This window comes from Pseudomonas sp. SDT291_1_S447 (assembly GCF_054070155.1).
On the sequence record NZ_JBSVXS010000396.1, the window covers coordinates 1 to 232 of the forward strand.

Consider the following 232-nt stretch of genomic DNA (forward strand, 5'->3'; position numbering starts at 1 on the left):
GGACAGGTTCATCTCGTCCAACAGCACCACGTTGCAGGCGTCGTCCCAGCGAGGGGTCTGCGCCTTGTACAAGGCTTGCAGACAATCCTTCTCATAGAAACGCCGCTCAAAGGCGTTGTAATGGCCCAGCAGGTCATCCCGGTCACGCCAACCCGCTTGTACGGCGATATCCGTGCAGAAGCCGCCCATGGCCTTGGCGAACGCCTTGGCCAAGCTAGTTTTGCCTGTGCCG

At 59.9% G+C, this 232-nt stretch carries 1 pseudogene; it reads right to left on the reverse strand.

What is annotated here, in order from left to right:
- Positions 1-232, reverse strand: a pseudogene (locus ACW9IR_RS30070) (AAA family ATPase); the annotation flags it as partial.